The following is a 17,705-nucleotide window of genomic DNA, read 5'->3' on the forward strand; positions in this document are numbered from 1 at the left end:
AGACACCGAAATCCGCCCCTTGAAACGGAGATAGGCCATTGGGCAGTGGAATCGGTGCCTTGTAACTGTGAAAACGGGATTTATGGCTGTGGTTGCGACCTCGACTGTGGCCGGGGCATGGCTGTGGGTGTGGACGTGGCCGCGACTGTGCGATGCCGGGCAAATACGCAAATTCTATTTTCAGGAAAAGAGTGCTCCGCATTGTGCGGATTCGTATTCGGGAACGGAAATTTGGTGTGACGGTTGTCTCGGTCGAAGGTCTGGCGTGTATATGCGCTTTCGCCTAGGGTAATAGGATTGCGCGCAATGTGCCCCACCGGTATGTATGAGTATGCGATCGGTGGCACACGCGACTGGACGTATGACGAGACCTACTGCAATAACGCGGCAGTCAACACGGCGAGGGGAAACGAACCATGTTCGACAAACGGCTGTTCCAATTGGCGCCCGGCTTGAAAAAACTCATAGCCGGCAAAGTGGCACTGATGTGGGTAGGTCTGTTTGCCAACATTGGTTCTATGCTGTCGCTGGTAATGCTGCTGAACAGCTTGCTGGCCGCTGTGGCACCGCCGCTGCTCCAATGCGGCGGCACTTCGCAAGGCGTGGCCTGCCCCGTGCCGTTGTCTGATCAGCACGGCGCGGATGTGCTGCCCATGGCTGGCGACGTCATGATTTACGCGCTGCTTGCTCTGGTCTGCATAGTGGTTCGGTACACGGCCACCACGCATGCCACCCGCCTCGGCACCGAAGCCGCCGAGCGGGTCAAACTGGCTTTGCGATCCAAGCTGTACCGCAAAATGGTGGCACTCGGCCCGTCCTACAAAACCCGCATCAAGACCTCGGATGTGGTGCAATCCGCCGGCGAAGGTGTTGAACAGATTCAAAGCTTCTTTGAACTGTTCCTGCCGCAGTTCTTCTATGCGATTCTTGCGCCAATCACCTTGTTCGTGGCCATTGCGCCGATTAACGTGCCCGCTGCTGCCGTCATGCTGGTCTGCGCGCCGCTCATCATCATCGTGACCGGCATCGTCTCCATGACCGCCGCCCGCGCCTTCAAGAAGTACTGGGTGCGCTACACCGATATGGGCGCCGCGTTCCTCGACAATCTCCAAGGCCTTGAGACCCTGAAAAACTTCGACGCTGACGAGCACGCCGCCATCGAGATGGACAAGAAAGCTGAAGGCTTCCGCGTGATGACCATGCGGGTGTTGCAGATTCAGTTGCGTTCGCTGACCGCCATGGACATAGTGGCCTACGGCGGTGCTGCGGCCGGCGTCGGTGTGGCGTTATGGCAATACGCGCATATTGGCGATGCTTTTGCCAATGGTGCGTCCGGCTGGTCGCCAATCGCACTAGCCTCACATCTGCCTGGTGTGCTTGCCTACGCGGCATACGGCCTGCACTATCTCATCCCGTTCGGGGTGGGCTACCCGCTGTCTCTTACCGGTCTGCTGTTCATTGTGCTGCTGTCCGCCGAATTCTTTATTCCCATGCGTCAGCTTGGCTCGTTCTTCCACGTGGCGATGAACGGCATGACCTCCACCAAGCGCATCTTCGCTCTGCTGGACACCCCGGAGCCCGAGCATGGCACGGCAACTCTGCCGGCCAACGATTCCGATTCCGCTGACGACGGTCTGACGGTCCGCTTCGATCACGTCGGCTATTCCTATGATGATGCCGGGCATGGCGACTCCAAGTCCGCATCCGCAAAGGCCGATAAGCAAGGTGAAACCAGCCCCAATTCCGCCGTCGCTCCTGCGCTTACCAACATCACCTTCGCCGCACAGCCCGGTCAGTTCACCGCCATTGTTGGCATCTCCGGTTCCGGCAAGTCCACGGCCGCCTCGCTGCCTGCCGGTACACTGGCCGGTTACCGAGGTTCGCTCACGCTGAACGGCGTCGAGGTATCCGATTTGTCAGGCGAAACACTGGCTGGAGCCGTCACTGTGATTGGTGCCAGCAGCCATCTGTTTGCGGGCACATTGCGCGAGAATCTTCTGATGGCCTTGCCCGATGACGAGATTCCTGATTCGCCGGATTCCGTGGACTCCCGTCTGTGGTCCGCGCTCGAGCAGGCGCGCATTGCCGCCTTCGTGCACGCACAGCCGAACGGACTGGACATGCCGATTGAGTCCGATGCCGCCAACCTGTCCGGCGGCCAGCGCCAGCGCATCGCCATCGCCCGCGCGCTCCTGCATGATTCGCCGGTATTTGTGTTCGATGAGGCGACCAGCAGCGTTGACGTGGAATCCGAAGAGCTGATCTTGGATACAATTCGCGAATTGGCACAATCCCGCGGCAAGACGGTTATTATGATCACCCATCGCATGGCCAACGCCGAACACGCTGACCAAGTGGTGGTGCTCGAACACGGCAAGTCGGTTGAGAGGGGCGCCCATGCCGAGCTGATGACGGCGGACGGCGTCTACGCCAAGCTGTTTGCCACGCAGGCAGATATTGAGAACTTCGGAGAAGGCCATGCTCGGCGTGTGCTGCAGGTTGGTTCCCGCAAGCAGGAGCTGTCCGACGACAGTCGGACTGAGGGTGGCGCAGCGCGTGTAAGCGCAGAGGCGGGTATGACGGTTGACCACCTGCAGTCAGCTTTGCCGACGGCTTCCGCTGGCGGGAGTGAGCAGGCTTCGGCTGAGACTCCGGCTGGTGTTGCAAATAGCGATTCGTCTTCCAAAATGAGCACATTCCAAGTGATCAGGCGACTGCTTAAGGAAGCCCGACCGCTGGCAGGACTGATGGCAGTGGCCTCCACCGCCGGCACCATCGGCCATCTTTCGTCCACCTTCCAGCCCGTGTTCGGCATTATCGCGGCATTTGCACTTACCGGTAATCCGGTGTGGGGCATGGGTGTTGCGCCCGCCGTCATCATGATGATTATCTGTGCTCTTCTGTGTGGTATCACCCGATACGTCGAACAATATCTGAACCACAATGTGGCATTCCATCTGCTCGCACTCTTCCGTTCCAAGGCGTTCGCCGCGTTGCGCAGACTGGCGCCGGCCAAGCTCGCGGGCAAAGGTAAGGGCAACCTTATCGCTATGCTGACCACCGATGTGGAACTGCTTGAGATCTTCTTTGCCCACACCATCAGTCCGGTGGCCATCGCGGTAACCTCCACCATCATCTACACGATTGTGGCCGCCACCCTAAGCCCATGGATGGCGCTGGCGTTGATTGCTGCCCACCTGGTTATCGGCATCCTTGTGCCGCGATTCTTTGCCACCGGCGTACGTAACCTTGGCCCTGCCATCCGTGGCGCTGCCGGAGAACTCGACAATGTGATGCTCGATGACATGCGCGGCCTGGACGAAATCATCCGATTTGGCTGCGGCGAGGAACGTGCGCAGGCCATCGAGGACCGTACCCATGCGTTGTGGAAGGATCACGCCAAACTCAGCAAGGTCAACGGCCGTTTCACCGGAATCAGCGGACTCTTGGTGGCTGTGCTCGCAGCGGCTTCGGCCGCCGTGGCTATTGCCTGTGCCGGCGCGAACCCGCAGAGCATTCCGGCTCTGATTGCCGCCTTCGTGCTGTTCGCCAGCTCGTTCGGACCGACTTTGGCGCTCACCGCCTTGCCCGCTAACCTGACTCAGACCTTCGCGTCCGCTAGCCGATTGTTCGGACTGATGGACGAGGTGCCCGCTGTGACCGAGAACGGCACTGTTGTGCCGCAGGAGTATATGGGCATGCGTCTTGATGACGTCACCTTTGCATATGCGGGGGAGCACGAAGTCTTGTCCGACTTCTCGCTTGACGTGCCGCAGCATGGCGTGCTGGGTATCCAGGGGCCGTCCGGCCGGGGCAAGTCCACCATGCTCAAGCTGCTGCTGCGCTACTGGGATCCGCAGCGCGGTCAGGTGACGTTGTCCGGCACGCCGCTGCCCGAGGTCGATGTGCATGCTCGCCGACGTATTCAGGCCATGATGAGCCAGGAAACCCACCTGTTTGATGGCTCTATCCGAGACAATCTGCTGATTGCTTTGCCTGAGTCCGAGGTTGAAGCTGCAAATGTTGCAGGCAATGGGGAAGTGGGTGCCAAGACCGTTGATTCCCGACAGCAGCGGTTGGCGGCGCAATCGGCAGAGGGCGATGCCGTTCAGGTGGCAGCATCTGACGGTCTCGACGCTCGTTTGCGTCAGGCTCTCGCCAAGGCCTCCGTGCTTGATCTCATTGATTCCTTGCCCGATGGCCTTGATACTCAGGTAGGCGAGCTGGGCGACCGTCTATCCGAAGGTGAACGCCAGCGTATCGGTTTGGCTCGTGTGTTCCTGCGCAATGCTGATCTGGTGCTTTTCGACGAGCCGACCAGTCGTTTGGATGCTTTGAACGAGGCTATTATTCTACGTTCCATTCACGCTATGGCCGTGGGTGAGCAGCATGCAGACAAGGAGCGCGGCGCGGCTGTGGTGCTGGTCTCCCACCGCGAATCCGCTATGCGCATTGCTGATGCGGTACTCAATCTGTAACTGCCTGTAACTACGCGGGAATCACATCGCATTGCGTTACGTTACCGCGTTGCATTGCGGTTCCTCGCGGGTGGCGGCGATGCCATCTCCGGTTGTCATTGCGTTGCTGCGTTTGTGTTGCGATATGTGATGCGGCAACGCAGCAACGCAGCAATGCGGCAATGCAATGTGATGTGGCAACGCGGCAACGTAGCGATGCAATAACGCGGCAACATGGCAACATGGCAATGCAGTAACGCAACGCAGCATTCACGCCTTGATCAAAGCGCCGATGACGAGCGCTTTCCGCAGCCCCGGGCGGAACAGGTCGTGAAATTCATGCGACATTTCGGTTTCGAGTTTGACCGATGCATATGTCGTCAGTGCGAAGGCGTGCCTGTTCGGTGCCGATGATGTGTTCGAGCACCGCGAATCCCTCTTCGGTTCTGCCGGCTTGAATGAGGAATCGTGGGCTTTCCGGTGCTCGCACCATGGAGAGCAGGAACGCGGCGGCCGGAATCGCACCCAGCCCCAGCATCCAACGCCAACCGGTGTTGACATCCCAGCTTCTGGAACCGTAGGAGGCGATGATGTAGTTGATGACATTGGTCAGGAAGATGCCGCATACCGCGAGGAGCTGATAGGGAAAGGCAGGCAGACCGCGGATATTGGCCGGCGCTTAAGGCCAGACCGAACGTATATTTGCCTGATCCGTGAGTACGTATGGTTGTTCCCAAGGGATTGCGCTGCTTGGAAGCAGCTTGAAATAGGCCCGCCATGTGCTCTTCCTCTCAATACAGCTATGGGGGGTGCCTGTTCATACTGGTCAGATTCTTGTCATATGGCGTTGAATATCTACAAATGTGGGCATTAGTGAGGCGGCTGAGTGGTGGAATCGCGCCGTGGTGTGTGGTGTTGGAGACTCACGAGCATGCTACGCGTTATTTGGTGGTGTGCTGAGAGTCGGGACCTACTCACGTTGGGGGAGGGGAGAAGAGCCTCTGAGACAAGTCGCTGTTCGACTGGAGATTTGCTCACGTGGAAAGCGTGGAAAAGGCGAGAAAATCAGGCGTGTTGGGTGATTTTGACAAATTGGTACACAGGTGTATCATCTTAGGTATTGGTACATGGGTGTACCAAAGAAAACACCCCAAGGAAAGGTGGCCAGAGGAGACTTCGCAAGCGGCCAAACGAATTGAAATCCAACGCAGCAGTCGATTCGTTTTTGGCAATCGGAAGGCAGCCAAAGACAGCCGGAAGATAACCGAGAAGTAACCGGACGAAAACCGGAAGCCAGTCGGAAGAAAGCCAACCACCCGCAAGCCAACTCCAATGGTCCAGGAGGAGATAACATGCGCAACACCAAGAAGGTCATCGCGGCAACGGCAGCCGTGGCCACGCTCGTCGGTCTCGCCGCCTGCGGCAGCAGCAACGACAACAGCGTCAACAAGGGTGACGCCGACAAGGCCGAACTCGTGTTCTGGGGCTGGGATTCCGGCAACTCGATGAAGGAAATCCTCGCTGACTTCGAGAAGGCCAACCCCGGCATCACCGTCAAGTTCAACAACACCGGCACCGCCGAGAAGACCTCCACCGCGCTCTCCAACGCCATCGCCGCCGGCAATGGCGCCCCGGATGTCGTGATGCTCGAAGATCCGACCGTCACCCAGTTCGCCGTCACCGATGGCCTCGTGGATCTGAGCCGGTTCGGTGCCGACAAGCTCGCCGACGACTTCGCCGCCGGCCCGTGGAACAAGCTCCAGTACAACAACAAGCCGTACGCTCTACCGATTGATTCCGGCCCTGAAATGTTCTTCTACAACAAGGCAGTGTTCGACAAGGCCGGCGTGGACGGCGAGTCCATCAAGACTTGGGACGACTACTACGAGGCCGCCAAGAAGATTCGCGCCATCGGCTCCTACATCACCAACCTTGCCGGCACGTCCAACGACTACCAGCCCTTCACCGCCCAGATCTGGCAGGCCGGCGCCCAGCCGTGGAAGGTCGATGGCGAGAACATCACTATCAACATGACCAAGGACGAGGGCATGCAGCGCTATATCCAATTCGTCCAGAAGCTCATCGACGAAGACCTCGTGGACACCAAGACCCCGAACTGGTCCGACGATTGGAACCGCGAGCTCAACGATGGCACCCTCGCCTCCCTGACCATCGGCGCTTGGATGCCGATCAACCTCATGACCGGCGCCCCCGATCAGGCCGGCAACTGGCGCGTCGCCCAGCTGCCGCAGTGGGAGGACGGCAAGGAAGTCTCCGCCGAAGACGGTGGCTCCGCACTTGCCGTCACCTCGCAGTCCAAGAACCAGGCCGCTGCCTACAAGCTCGTTGAGTACATGACGCATGGCGAGGGCGCTCAGACCATGGCCGACACCGGTACCTTCCCGTCCCTGAAGAAGATCCTGAAGTCCGACTCCTTCACCGACCCGACCACCGAGTCCAACAAGAAGACCAACGACTACTTCGGCGGTCAGAACGTCAACGAAGTCCTTTCCGCCGCGGCTCAGCGCCCGACCGAGAAGTTCCAATACCTGCCGTACAACCCGTACGCCCAGACCACTTACGGCGACGAAGTCTCCAAGGCCTACTCCGGCGACATCACCCTGGAGGAAGCACTCCAGAACTACGCCAAGAAGCTGGCCGAGCAAGGCACGCAGCAGGGCTACAACGTCACCGTCAAGTGACACAATCCGATCTATTGCCGGTACATCCGGCACTGACCAACAATCAAAACCTGCGGCTAGGCCACTCTCCTTCCGCCTAGCCGCCCGATCTCCCACAGCGGGGATGCTCCCCAGTGTCCCCGCTTTCCCATGCCCTCACCTGACGTGACCGCTCCAATCGAGCGATCCCCCTGATGGCGGGCGCAGCACAGCAATCCGTATCCCAAGAAAGCAATCGATTATGTCCGATCAAACAATGGCCGCAGCCTCGCAGCCAACGGTGGGAATCCTGCCTGAGGAGGCGGATCTGCACACGGCCGAGGCCCGCGTCAACAAGCATAAGGCCGATTGGCGTGGATGGAAGTTCATGTGGCCGTTCACGGTGGTGTTCGTGTTCGTGTTCATTATTCCGATTGTGTACGCCATCTACATCAGCTTCTTCAAGAAGCAGATGATCGGCGGCACGAGGTTCGTCGGGGTCGAGAACTACGCGCGGTTGCTGCAGGACGGCCAGTTCTGGTCGTCCGTGGGTCGTGTGGCGCTGTTCACCTGCGTGCAGGTGCCGATCATGCTGTTCCTGTCGGCTGCCATGGCCCTCGCCCTGGATTCGATGAAGCTGCACGGCGCCAAGTTCTTCCGCATCAGCACGTTCCTGCCCTATGCGGTGCCCGCGGTGGTGTCCACGTTGGTGTGGGGCTTCGTGTACGGCGCGAAGTACGGCCTGGTGGGCTCGTTCAACGACTTCTTCGGCACGAACGTCGACGTGCTGCAGCCGGGCGTGCTGCTTGCCTCCATCGGCAACATCAGCACGTGGGAGTTCACCGGCTACAACATGCTGATCTTCTACTCGTCGCTGTCCACCATCCCGCACTCCCTGTACGAGGCCGCGTCCATCGATGGCGCTTCCGAATGGCAGATCGTCAAGTCCATCAAGCTGCCCGAGCTGAAGGGCTCGCTGGCCATCACGGTGATCTTCTCGATCATCGGCAGCTTCCAGCTGTTCAACGAGCCGAGCATCTTGCAGAACATGGTTCCGGGCAACGCGATCACCACGTACTACACGCCGAACATGTACGCGTACAACCTGAGCTTCTCCGGCAACCAGTCGAATTACGCGGCCGCTCTGGCCATCGTGATGGCCGTCATCACCATGGCCATCGCCTACGCCGTGCAGCTGAAGAGCATGAAGGAGCAGATGAAGTGACGACGACCGCCCGTATTGCCGGATTGGTTTCGATTGTGAAGGAGCGTGCGTGATGAGTGCCGCAGCATCTACCCGTCTGACTGACGCCGAACTGAAGGCGCAGGAGAAGGCCGCCAGGAAGGCCGAGAAGGAACGCCAGAAGCGCATCGCCGCCGATGAGGCGGCCGAGCGCAGGCGCAGCGCCAGGGCCGGTTTCGCGAACGTGAGCAACCCGCGCCGTTCGACCCTGATGACCGTGCTGTGCGCGATCTTCGCCGTGTACTGCCTGTTCCCGTTCGTGTACCTGGTGATCAACGCCACCAAGACCCAGGCCGACTTCACCTCCACGTTCGGCCTCGGCTTCGGCAAGAGCTTCGCCCTGTGGGACAACATCGTCACGGTGTTCACCTACCAGGGCGGCATCTTCGGCCGCTGGCTGGTCAACACCCTGCTCTACGTGGTCGTCGGCGCCGGCGGCGCCACCCTCCTGGCCATCATGGGCGGCTACGCGCTGGCCAAGTTCCGCTTCCCGGGCCGCAAGGCCGTGTTCGCCGTGATCATCGGCTCGATCTCCGTGCCGGGCATCGCCCTGGCCGTGCCGCAGTTCCTCCTGTTCGCCAAGCTGGGCCTGACCAACACCCCGTGGGCCATGATCATCCCGTCGCTGATCTCCCCGTTCGGCCTGTACCTGATGTGGATCTTCAGCGAGCAGGCCGTGCCCACCGAGCTCCTGGAGGCCGCCCGCGTGGACGGCGCGTCCGAGTTCCGCACGTTCTGGACCATCAGCCTGCCCCTTCTGGCCCCCGGTATCGTGACGACCGCCCTGTTCACGATCGTGGCGACGTGGAACAACTACTTCCTGCCGTTGATCATGTTGAAGGACGCCGACTGGTACCCGCTGACCATCGGTCTGAACCAGTGGAAGGACCAGGCCTCGACCGCGGGCGGCCAGGCCATCCAGAACCTGGTGATCACCGGCTCCCTGATCACGATCATCCCGCTGGTCATCGCGTTCCTGTGCCTGCAGAAGTACTGGCAGTCCGGCCTCGCCGCAGGCGCCGTCAAGGAGTAGTTGCTACTCCCTCTGACTCTCCTCAGAGAGGGGAGCTGGAGAAATGGGGTCTTGGCTTCCCTCTCTGAGGAGAGCTGTCGAACGCAGTGAGACTGAGGGGAGCCAAAGCCCAAAACCGGCAAACACAGCACCGGCCATGAGCCGATACAATAAAGGATTTGATTAATATGACTACTCGTAGAGCATTTAGGTGGCCGTCCCTGCTGACGGAATCCGGCCGCGGCATCGCGTTCGGCGGCGACTACAACCCGGACCAGTGGCCCGAGGAGACGTTGGACGAGGATATCCGTCTCATGGGTGAGGCCGGCGTGAACGTCGTATCGCTGGCAATCTTCAGCTGGGACAAGATCGAGCCGGTCGAGGGCGCGTTCACGTTCGAGTGGCTCGACCATGTGATCGACAGGCTCGGCAAAGCCGGCATCGCCGTGGACTTGGCCTCCGCTACCGCCACCGCGCCGCTGTGGCTGTACGAATCCCATCCAGAGGTGCTGCCGGTAGACCGGTATGGTCATATCGTCAACGCGGGCTCACGCCAGTCGTGGCGGCCCACAAGCCCGGTGTTCAAGGAATACGCGCTGCGCCTGTGCCGCAAACTTGCTGAACGCTACAAGGACAACCCGTATGTGACCGCCTGGCACATGGGCAACGAATACGGCTGGAACAACCGCTACGACTACTCCGACAACGCCTTGGCCGCGTTCCGCACGTGGTGCGAGGCCAAGTACGGTACCATCGACGCGTTGAACGAGGCGTGGGGCACGGCCTTCTGGTCGCAGCACGTGAACAGTTTCGACGAGGTGTTGCTGCCGCGTCACATGGGCGGCGATGCCATGGTCAACCCGCCGCAGCAGCTCGACTATGAGCGGTTCGGCAACGACATGCTGCTCGACTTCTACAAGGCCGAACGTGACGCTATCGAGCAGATCTGCCCCGGCAAGCCGTTCACCACGAACTTCATGGTCTCCACCGACCAGTGCGTCATGGACTACGCCAAATGGGCCGGCGAGGTGGACTTCGTGTCCAACGACCACTACTTCCATGAAGGCGAATCCCACTTGGACGAGCTCGCCTGCTCGGACGCGCTCATGGACTCCCTCGCGCTGGGCAAGCCGTGGTACGTGATGGAGCACTCCACCTCAGCCGTGCAGTGGAAGCCGCTCAACGCGCGCAAACGGGCCGGCGAACTTATGCGCGACTCCCTGGCCCACGTGGCCATGGGCGCCGACGCCATCTGCTTCTTCCAATGGCGGCAGTCCGTGTCCGGCGCCGAGGCGTTCCACTCCGCCATGCTGCCCCACGCGGGCGCCGACACGAAGGTCTTCCGCGGCGTATGCGAGCTCGGCAAGGCGCTGAAGACCCTCTCCGACGCCGGGCTGCAGGGCACTGAGCTCGAGCGTGCCGGCACGGCGATCCTGTTCAGCGCGGAATCCGAATGGGCCACACGCTCCGAAACCCTGCCCAGCATGAAACTCAACCATTGGCACGACGTTCGCGACTGGTACCGCGGCTTCCTGGATGCCGGGCTGCGCGCGGACGTGGTGCCGCTCGCCTACGACTGGACTGACTACAAAACCATCGTGCTGCCCACCGTGCTCAGCCTGTCCGACGAAGACGTTCGCCGTATCGCCGACTTCGCGAAGGCCGGCGGAACCGTCATCGTCGGCTACGCCACTGGCCTGGTCGACGAGTACTTCCACATCGGGCTCGGCGGATACCCAGGTGCCGGCAATGGCCTCCTACGCGACATGCTCGGCATCCGCAGCGAAGAATTCAACATCCTCGGTGAAGAAGCCGAAGGCGAGCCCAGCGAAATTAGCCTGTCCAACGGTCTGACGACCCGCCTGTGGCAGAACGACGTGACTTCCGTAGCCGCGGACACCACAGTGCTCGCCTCTTACACAGGTGAGTCCGCCGCCGACTGGGAGCTGGAGCGCACCCCCGCCATCACCAGCCACCCCTATGGCAACGGTACCGCCATCTACGTGGGCTGCGACCTTAACCGTCACGACATTGCCCAGCTGCTCAAAGCACTTGGCTCCCGCTGGCGGGAGCTGTCGGCGCAGCCGACTGAGGGTGGTCAAACTCCAACCTATCCCACCACAGATCCCCGCATCCTGCACACCATCCGCCGATCCGCAGACGGCTCCACCCGCTTCGATTTCTACCTCAACCGCTCAAACCAGCCCGTCGCCATCAACGGTGTGGAAGGTGATCCCATCATCGTCCACCGTTGCGAGACTGACGCCGTTGGATATACGCTGAACCGCAACGCCATTCTTATCGCTAAAACGTCCTGCTAAACCGGCTAGAATGGCAATGTTGTCCGGATAGAGGAGCGCGGCATGAGCGACGAGAAAACAGCCAAGCGTCGAGCGACGCTACGCGATGTCGCTCAGGCCGCCGGTGTATCGCTCAAAACTGCGTCGAACGTGATCAATGGCTCCGGGCGTATGACCGATGAGACCCGTGCCAAGGTCGAGTCGGTCATTAAGGACCTCGACTACCGAGTCAATGTGGCTGCCCGCAACCTCAACCGCAATCACACCGGTTTCATCACCCTTGCCGTGCCTTCGCTGATTCCGCCATATCTGGCCGAGTTGGCCAACCGCACCATCGAGGCCGCCCGCCAGCGCAACTATTCCGTATACGTCACCACGTATGCGGAAGGCTCCGCGAAAGGCGCGCGCGATCTGCTGAAGAAGTTCAACTCCACGGTGTCCGATGGCATGATCCTTTCCATGAGCGAGGTGGAAAACATTTCGCCCGATGATCTGAAGGTTGATTTTCCGCTGGTCATCGTTGGCGCGCGTACCACGTGGGGCATTGTGGATCACGTGACCCCAGACGATGTATCCGCAGCCGCCATGGCCGCAGGCTACCTGTATGAGCGCGGTTCCACCAGACTTGCAGTGATCGGTGCCCGTGACGTTTACGACGAAGATGCATTGCTGAATGCCGTAGAAGGCAACGCGCAGCTGCGTCTGCGCGGCATCATCGAAGAGACCCACAGGCGTGGGCTCTCCTTGGATCCGCAGCTGATTGGCAACACTGATCAGGATTGGACCATCGGAGCCGGTGCCCGTGTGACCCAGCGGCTCATTGATTCCGGCGTGCCGTTCGACGGTGTGATCGCCCTGAACGATCAGTTGGCCATCGGCGCATTGACCGCTCTGCGCACCGCTGGTTATGAGGTGCCCGCGCAGGTGCAGGTCATCGGCTTCGATAACAACGAGGAAGCCCCCTACCTGCAGATTCCGCTGACCACCATGGATTCCCGCCTTGACTGGACGGCTCCCACGGCAGTGAATCGCATCCTCGGACGCATCGACGGCAGCATCACCAAGCCCGAACTGCTCACCACCGAATCCCAAGTCATCGCCCGCGCCTCCACACGCTGACATGCGCCTCTCCGTGTACAGTGGCGTGTAGTCGCAGCAATAAAGGAGCATCACAAGCCATGGCCGACGGACGCATCAACCCCGCCAACGTGCCGGACATCGCCTTGAAAGACGGCCAGTCCATTCCGCAGGTCGGTCTCGGCGTGCTACGTATCGACGACGAGGGCCTGGCCCGCACGCTCGGCGTGTGCAACTTCATGCCCGCCGACCTGAAGCGTCTGCACGAGGAGACCGGCGCATGGCCGGCCGTCAACCAGATCGAGCTGCACCCCACGTGGCAGCAGCGCGAAGTGGTGGCCTTTTGCAAGGAACATGGCATCGCCGTGGAGGCTTACTCGCCGATGGCCCGTGGCGCCGACCTCAACGCCGGCAACGGCACTATCGAGAAGATCGCCGCCGCGCATGGGGTCAGCCCAGCCCGGGTGATTCTGCGCTGGCACATCGAAAACGGCACCATCATCATTCCGAAGTCCGTGCACGCAGCGCGCCAGAAGGAAAACCTCGACCTGTTCGGCTTCGAGCTCACCGCCGAAGAACATGCAGCCATCGATGCTCTTGACGGTCCGACCCGCGCCGGTCATGACCCCCTCACCTTCACCTACGCCTGATGCCTCCGCACCGTCGTCCTTACCGTTCCAGCGCTCACTTCAGCCGCCGCTTCAACGCCTCCGGGCCACTGGAGCGTGTGCTTATGCTCATTGTCATTGCGGCGGTCATTGGCATTACGGTCGGCCTGCTGCTGCCGCGAGTCAATCCTGATGCAGCCAAGCTCACCGGCGGATACACCGCCACCGGTTCCGCCGCTGACACGTTGAACAAGCTTACCGTGGATGACAACCAGAGCGCACACGGCTACGACCGCGATTCCTTTGCATTCCGTTCCGTCGATACCGACGGTAACGGTTGCGACGCCCGCGATGATGTACTTGCCCGCGACCTGACCGACGTCAAATACAAATACGCTGGTTCCTGTGTGGTGGTGTCCGGCACATTGGATGACCCTTATACCGGGCAAACCATCAACTTCGTGCGCGGCCGCACCACCAGCGCCAAAGTGCAGATCGACCATGTGGTAGCGCTCGAAAATGCATGGCAGTCCGGTGCCAACAAGTGGCCCGCAACCAAACGTCACGAGTTTGGCAATGACCCTTATAATCTGCTCGCCGTGAATGGCCCCGCCAACCAGGAGAAAGGCTCAGCCTCCGCCGCTTACTGGCTGCCCACCAACAGCGAATACCGCTGTGACTACGTGGCACGCCAAATTGGCGTCAAAGACAAGTACCAACTCACCGTCACATCCCAAGAAAAGGACGCCATGCTCGCCGTCCTCCACACCTGCCCCGGCCAAGCCGTGCCAGCGGATTAGGAGGAAGAGGCTATCTCGAGGGATTATCCAGTAGAGGAGCGTGCCCCTCGTCAAATGCTCGTAGCAGTCGTCGCAAGAGAAATGTGGCGAAGTAAGGTGCAGTAAACACATGTTCACTACTGACGATATTGCCTGCAGATAATTTCATGCCAAACTGAATCTCCGGATACGAGTCAGAAGAGATCAACGTTCGCATAGATTTGGCAGTAGTAAACATGTGTTTACTGCAATTACTGCGATTCTGCACTTTCATGAGCGAGTTTCTGGTGACGTAGCATATTTCATGAGTGAGATAAACGGCGTATCCTCTGTTGACTGACTCATCATTCGCCAATTGTCCGCAAATCGTTTGTGTATTGACACCCGAAACATGCCTGCGCTATAACTGGGCGCGGTATGAAGGAAATAGGGGAAGACGATATGACAGCACCACACACGGCAGCAAGCGCCACTGCGGCAGACATTGAGCAGGAAACGTCGGAAATCGAGAAGGAACGCCGAATCGCCAGCGATGAGGCGAACAACAAGGAAAATCCTCATGGCCATGCGCTCGCTAGCATTTTGGGGCCCGCGTTCGTGGCCGCTGTGGCTTATGTGGATCCAGGCAACGTGGCCGCCAACATCACGTCCGGCGCACGCTACGGCTACCTGCTGGTATGGGTGCTGGTGCTCGCCAACGCTATGAGCGTGCTCATCCAATACCAGTCCGCCAAGCTCGGTATTGTGACCAATAAATCCCTGCCCGAGTTGCTGGGCGAACGTATGAGCGACGCCGGCCGGTTCATGTTCTTCATGCAGGCCGAGGTCATCGCCATCGCCACCGATTTGGCGGAGGTGATTGGCGGCGCCATCGCGCTGAATCTGCTTTTCGGTCTGCCGATGTTCCTCGGCGGCCTGGTCATCGGTGCGGTCTCCACTGTGATGTTGTGGTTCCAAGGCGGCAAATCGCAAACCACATTCGAGCGCATCATCATCGTGATGCTGCTGGTTATCACGTTCGGCTTTATCGCGGGTCTGTTCGTGGCCCCGCCGAATCCCGTCGAAGTGGCCAAGGGGCTGATTCCGCGCTTTAAGGGTACGGATTCGGTGTTGATGGCCGCTTCGATTCTGGGTGCTACGGTGATGCCGCATGCCATCTACCTGCACTCCACGCTGGTGAACGACCATTACGCGGGCGGCGAGAAGCCATCGGTCGAGCGTCAGCTCAAAGGCTCGAAGATTGATGTGGCTTGGGCGTTGTTGCTGGCCGGCACGGTGAATCTGGCCATGCTGGTGCTTGCCGCCAACTCCCTGCATGGCATGTCAGGCACGGATTCCATCGATGGCGCTCAGCGGGCGATTGCGCAGGTGCTCGGCCCGGTGATTGGCATGATTTTCTCCATCGGCCTGCTGGCTTCGTCGTTAAGCTCCACGTCGGTCGGCACCTATGCCGGATCGGAGATCATGCACGGCCTGTTGCACGTCAACGCCCCGATGTGGGCCTGCCGTGTGGTCACGCTGGTGCCGGCTCTGATTGTGTTGTGGTTCGCCAAGGACCCTACGGAGGCACTGGTGATTGGTCAGGTGGTGCTTTCCATCGGCATTCCGTTTGCCGTGATCCCGCTCATGCGCTATACGCACAGCAAGGAACTCATGGGCAAATGGGCTGATGGCACGATTAAGCACATCATCTTCCTGATTGTGGTGGCGCTGATTGTGACCCTCAACGTGCTGCTCATCGTCCTGACATTGATGGGACGGGCGTAAGAAGCTGATGAGCTGGCTCCCGCCAGCGGGAGCGAGCAGCTTACCGAGCCATACGCCGTGCGCGGCGTTCGCGCAGCGCACGCAAGGAAATAATGTCACGCGTACGTCCGGCACCGTCGCCCTTGACGCCGAAAAGCACCATAAGCACCATCGCGAAGCACAGCAGTGCAGAGAAGCGCAGCGCCCACTGGATGCCGAAGATGGAAGCCGCAACGGCCGAGGCTCCCGCTTGATGCCTCCATGCGGCAAACGTCTCCATAAGAATCACCAACACAGGTGCACCCACGGCACCTGCGATCTGCCGCGCGGTGTTCGTGACCGACGATCCTGCAGACACCTCATCCGGTCCGTTCAAGCAGTTCAGCGACCATGTGGTAATCGGCATAAGCAGGAATCCCATGCCGATCTGACGCGTGAACTGGCAAATCGACACCCACCAAATCCATGTATCCATAGACACCAAAGACATGCCGAGCGTACCGACGGTCTGCACAATCGAGCCGCACAGCGCCACTGGTCGCGCGCCAAAACGGTCCATCGCCCGCCCGCCGAAGAACTGGGAAACGCACTGGCCGAGGGCACCCGGCAGCATAATCAGGCCGCTCATGGTGGCCGAATAGCCACGGTCGGTCTGGATATACAGCGGCATGATGACCAGAATCGAGCTGAACGCAAAGAACGCCAGAGATGCCGTGATGGTGCCGACGGTAAAGGACCGATTCTTCAGCACTTCAAGATCCAGCAGCGGAGGCTGGGGGAGTGCGGTCGGCTCCGCGGCCGACTGCGCCGCCTTGGCTTCGCGATACCGCCGACCGTGACGCAGGTTGCGCATCACAAACCACACGATGCCGACCAGTCCCACAACCATCGGTCCCCACGTGACCGGTGCCGCAAATCCATAGGTCTCCGAATTGGTGAAGCCGAACATCAGCCCGCCAAAACCGATTACGGACAGGCTTACCGAGAAGAAATCCGCGCGGGCCGACGGGTCATGCGAGCCGAAATTATGTAGTCCGAACATGGCCGCCACGAGCGAGATTACGCCGATCACGGTCATAGTCAGAAAGATGGAACGCCAGCCGTTCGCATCGGTTTGCCAGCCGCCCAGCGTGGGGCCGATGGCCGGCGCCACACTCATGGCCATGCCCACCGTGCCCATCGCGAATCCGCGGCGAGACAGAGGATAAATGGAAAACACGGTGATTTGCAGCACTGGCCACATCACGCCCGTGCCCGCGGCCTCAAGCACGCGCCCGAGCAGCACCCAGATGAAGCTCGGCCCGACCCAGGCCATCAGCGATCCGACCGTGAACACCGCCATTGAGCAAATCACGATCTGGCGGGTGGAGAAGCGCCGGGTCAGAAACGCGGTCAACGGCACCATCACGCCCATGACCAGCTGGAACACGGAGGTGAGCCACTGCCCGGTGGTTACGGAGATGTGGAATTCGGAAACGATGATCGGCAGCGCCGAGCTCAGTTGCAGCTGCGTGAAATTACCGACAAAGGTAATAAAGGTCAGGATTGCGATGGAAATAAATGCCGCGCGGCTCAGTTTACCGTCCACGTATGATTCCTCACGGCTCAGTACCCGCTGCAATTCGCCGCGACGATTCTTGATTCCCTGAGCTCCAGTCACGCACTACCCCACTTCTGTTGCCCGGCCTGTTGCCTTGGCGGTGTCGGTGGCGTATCTGTTCAGTGATATATGCGCCTCGCATATCAATGCGTATTCGGTGTATTCGGCGACCGTCGTCTTCGCGTGCTTGGCCGAGCAGCCTCTCAAAGCACCCCAATACGCT

Annotated in this window: 11 protein-coding genes and 1 pseudogene; 9 read left to right on the plus strand and 3 right to left on the minus strand. The window is 60.1% G+C overall.

Annotated features, from left to right (window positions below):
- Nucleotides 1–416 precede the first annotated feature (416 nt).
- On the plus strand, nt 417–4,478 hold the full coding sequence (locus BBBR_RS01840; RefSeq protein WP_003828299.1) for an ABC transporter ATP-binding protein/permease: 4,062 nt from the start codon (nt 417–419) through the stop codon (nt 4,476–4,478).
- 316 nt (nt 4,479–4,794) lie between these two features.
- Here the strand turns inward: BBBR_RS01840 and BBBR_RS01845 are convergent, their stop codons facing one another.
- Nucleotides 4,795–5,124, minus strand: a complete 330-nt coding sequence (locus BBBR_RS01845) for an MFS transporter (RefSeq protein WP_225851412.1) — start codon at nt 5,122–5,124, stop codon at nt 4,795–4,797.
- Between the two features lie 685 nt (nt 5,125–5,809).
- Between BBBR_RS01845 and BBBR_RS01855 the strand changes: the two genes are divergently transcribed.
- The 7 genes from BBBR_RS01855 to BBBR_RS01885 all read left to right on the plus strand — a co-directional run bounded on the left by BBBR_RS01855 (nt 5,810) and on the right by BBBR_RS01885 (nt 14,157).
- Nucleotides 5,810–7,159: an ABC transporter substrate-binding protein gene (locus BBBR_RS01855; protein WP_003828303.1), complete on the plus strand. Its 1,350-nt coding sequence runs from the start codon at nt 5,810–5,812 to the stop codon at nt 7,157–7,159.
- A gap of 235 nt (nt 7,160–7,394) precedes the next feature.
- Nucleotides 7,395–8,342 (plus strand): carbohydrate ABC transporter permease, encoded by a 948-nt coding sequence (locus tag BBBR_RS01860; protein ID WP_047928357.1) that lies wholly within the window; start codon nt 7,395–7,397, stop codon nt 8,340–8,342.
- Nucleotides 8,343–8,394: 52 nt separating this feature from the next.
- On the plus strand, nt 8,395–9,393 hold the full coding sequence (locus BBBR_RS01865) for a carbohydrate ABC transporter permease (protein ID WP_003828491.1): 999 nt from the start codon (nt 8,395–8,397) through the stop codon (nt 9,391–9,393).
- Nucleotides 9,394–9,560: 167 nt separating this feature from the next.
- Nucleotides 9,561–11,693, plus strand: coding sequence for a beta-galactosidase (locus tag BBBR_RS01870; RefSeq protein WP_003828306.1), 2,133 nt, complete (start codon nt 9,561–9,563; stop codon nt 11,691–11,693).
- Between the two features lie 42 nt (nt 11,694–11,735).
- The gene (locus tag BBBR_RS01875) at nt 11,736–12,791 is read left to right on the plus strand and encodes a LacI family DNA-binding transcriptional regulator (RefSeq protein WP_003828307.1); all 1,056 of its coding nucleotides are present in this window, start codon (nt 11,736–11,738) and stop codon (nt 12,789–12,791) included.
- 59 nt (nt 12,792–12,850) lie between these two features.
- A complete protein-coding gene (locus tag BBBR_RS01880; protein ID WP_003828308.1) occupies nt 12,851–13,399 on the plus strand; it encodes an aldo/keto reductase in 549 nt (182 codons plus the stop codon).
- Nucleotides 13,399–14,157 (plus strand): HNH endonuclease family protein, encoded by a 759-nt coding sequence (locus BBBR_RS01885; protein WP_032738143.1) that lies wholly within the window; start codon nt 13,399–13,401, stop codon nt 14,155–14,157. The genes BBBR_RS01880 and BBBR_RS01885 overlap by 1 nt, the downstream gene beginning before the upstream one ends.
- A 10-nt stretch (nt 14,158–14,167) precedes the next feature.
- Here BBBR_RS01885 and BBBR_RS11230 read toward each other — a convergent pair.
- Nucleotides 14,168–14,365, minus strand: a pseudogene (locus BBBR_RS11230) (hypothetical protein); the annotation flags it as partial.
- 212 nt (nt 14,366–14,577) lie between these two features.
- Here BBBR_RS11230 and BBBR_RS01890 point away from each other — a divergent pair.
- Entirely contained in the window at nt 14,578–15,903 is a 1,326-nt protein-coding gene (locus tag BBBR_RS01890; RefSeq protein WP_015438447.1) for an Nramp family divalent metal transporter, read from the plus strand.
- A gap of 40 nt (nt 15,904–15,943) precedes the next feature.
- Here BBBR_RS01890 and BBBR_RS01895 read toward each other — a convergent pair whose 3' ends face one another.
- On the minus strand, nt 15,944–17,542 hold the full coding sequence (locus BBBR_RS01895) for an MDR family MFS transporter (RefSeq protein WP_003828312.1): 1,599 nt from the start codon (nt 17,540–17,542) through the stop codon (nt 15,944–15,946).
- Between the last annotated feature and the right edge of the window lie 163 nt (nt 17,543–17,705).

Origin of the sequence: Bifidobacterium breve DSM 20213 = JCM 1192 (assembly GCF_001025175.1) — a bacterium.
Taxonomy (GTDB): Bacteria; Actinomycetota; Actinomycetes; order Actinomycetales; family Bifidobacteriaceae; genus Bifidobacterium; species Bifidobacterium breve.